The 2,608-nt window shown below is 57.9% G+C and carries 2 pseudogenes; both read left to right on the top strand.

The features are described from left to right. Positions 1-129: 129 nt before the first annotated feature. Positions 130-537, top strand: a pseudogene (locus BV911_RS18585) (transposase); the annotation flags it as partial. Positions 538-828: 291 nt separating this feature from the next. Continuing rightward, positions 829-1,763: pseudogene (locus BV911_RS20165) on the top strand (IS3 family transposase); the annotation flags it as partial. Positions 1,764-2,608: the final 845 nt, after the last annotated feature.

Raw genomic sequence — 2,608 nt, 5'->3', positions numbered from 1 at the left:
TCGGGCAGTTGGGTGATGGTAGACTCTGACATGTGGCATATCCTTTTCTCGGCTGAGAATTGACGGCGTCTGAACTCCGCCATGATATGCCGCCCCTCAGGGCATCACCAACTTTCGCGCGTTTCTCCCCTGCGGCTGGCCAAGGCCAAGCCTGCCTTTGACGATCTGGAACTTTGGCTGCAGGCACAGCTGCGCAAGATCTCCGGCAAGACCAAATTGGCCGAAGCCATCCGCTATGCCCTGAACCGTATGCCCAAAGCCCGCGGTTATCTCGACGACGGCCGCCTCGAACTCGACAACAACATCTGCGAGCGATCGATCCGCCCCATTGCCCTCGGCCGCAAGAATTACCTGTTCATGGGGTCAATCGGCGGCGGAAAAGCCGCCGCCATCGCCTACACCCTCATCGAGACCGCCAAGATGAACGACGTCGACCCCGAAGCGTGGCTCACATGGGTCCTCCAGCGCCTGCCTGATCACAAGATCAATCGCATCGACGAGCTCATGCCGTGGAACTGGCAGGTCGAAAACGCCTGAGACCGCGCCAACACCGGACGGACACATCCGTATGATCAGCGGCCGTTTTGCGGGTGCTGCCCGGTGTTGGCGCACACAGGGCCCACTGGCCTTGTCTCGCTGACGTTCCGGTCTCTCAACGCGTTTATGCGGCCATTCGCTCGAATGCCAAGGGGCTTTTGCCACCTAGCAAAGAGTGCCACCGGCGCGGATTATAGAACCCATTGAGAGGAGGCTGCAGAAATCTGAACAACGGTTCTAAGTGGATTTTCCGCGCAACGGCAGCATGATGCTGCGAGCGAGGAGATGACCATGACGAGACGGCCACGCCGGAAGCATAGCCCGGCATTTAAGGCAAAAGTAGCGGTGGCAGCGATCAAGGGTGAGAAGACCATGATCGAGTTGGCCCAGGAATTTGACCTCCACCCGAACCAGATTTAGCAGTGGCGCGATCCGCTTCTTGAGGGTGCGATAGGTGTCTTCGGAGATGCTGTCAAAAGCGACCCTGAACCGCCCATTGATGTGAAGACCCTGCACGCGAAGTTCGGAGAGCTGGCGCTGGAGAACGATTTTTTCGTCCGGCGCACGCGGCAAGGCGGGTCTGTTGCCGAGTGCACGAAAATGATTGACCCGTCCGCGACGCTCAGCATTCGCCGCCAGGCCACAGTGCTTGGGATCCGCCGGGGTCGTGTCTATGATCGGCCGCGCCCGGTCTCGGACGTGGATCTGAAACGGATGCGACCCTGATCGACAGGCTGCACATGGCGTTCCCTTGTGCGGCCAGCCGCATGTTGCAAGGGCGACTTGTTCAGGAGGGCTTCGGCGTCGGGCGGCGACATGTGCGCAGGCTGATGAAGCGCATGGGCATCGAAGCGCTGTATCGGAAGCCGACTACGTCCAAACCGGCCCCGGGCCACAAGATCTCCCCTTATCTGCTCAGAAAGCTGCCAATCAACCGGCCCAATCAGGTCTGGGCTATGGACATTCCCTACATTCCGATGGCGCGGGGGTTTATCTATCTGGCCGCCGTTCTGGACGGGTTCACGCGTCGGGTCCTATCTTGGCGGGTATCGATCTCGCTGGAAGCCGATTGTTGCATAGACGCTTTGGACGAGGCCCTGGCGCGTCACGGCCAGCCAGAAATATTCAATACCCATAGTAATAGTATGATGGCCATTTTCCCGCAGTTTTCCTCAGCACTTGCTGCTTTTGGTGGATTGAAGGGAAACTGGTACCGCAAGGTGTTCCAGACCGCCTGACCCAAACACTGAGCGACCGGATTTCCGAGTCATTCCCTGGATCTGTCGGCGGCCTGTGAACTCCCTGCGGTGAGGTTCCACCTCTTCGGCACCTGTTTCCCAAGAAGGGCCTGACGCCCTGTCACTTTACTGTCCAGGTGTTCGGCAAAAGCGCATTCCGTGATAATCCAGATGGGTCGGGCAAGCTTGTAGTGCTAGTCTTGGTCATACGGCATATCATTTTCTCTGCGGAGAACTGACGGCGTCTGCAACACCGCCATGATATGCAGCCCTCACGGGCCATCACCAACTTTTAGCTATTTCTCGGCCATAAGCACCATTGATCCGAAGGCGGCGACCGCCCGCGGTGGATCTCAACGGCACTCTGAACGGGCACTCCATCCATCGTTGAAGGTGCGCCATCACTTCGGGCCCGATCAACAATCTAAACGGGCAGGAAGTAGGGCTTATCAGCGGATACATCATCAACCGCCATTTCAGGATTAGCCGCGTACCGGGGATCACGCAATCATTAGAAGATCATATTGGGATTCATCGCGTACCGCCGCGCAAACTGCGCAACCGAAACACGCGCTGCGGTCCTCTGGAACCAGATCGACTGCTTCTCTTGATCCGTTCAAAGCCGCTTCGTTCGTCGTGCCATTCGCATCCCCATAGCGTCCGCTATGCTAAGCGGACACTATCGATCACACTCCACGCGCGGCAGTGAACCGCGCCAGGTTTGCCGGAGGCTCCAACTCATGAGTAGGATGGAGCATCATGAACAAAACAACGAACAAATATTCACCTGAAGTGCGCGAACGTGCCGTGCGGATGGTTTTGGATGGCGCAGG

The sequence above is a fragment of the Pseudoruegeria sp. SK021 genome (genome assembly GCF_002119405.1).
Taxonomy (GTDB): Bacteria; Pseudomonadota; Alphaproteobacteria; order Rhodobacterales; family Rhodobacteraceae; genus Meridianimarinicoccus.
The sequence above is the reverse complement of the archived record's forward strand: the minus strand, read 5'-3'. Positions and strand labels throughout refer to the sequence as shown.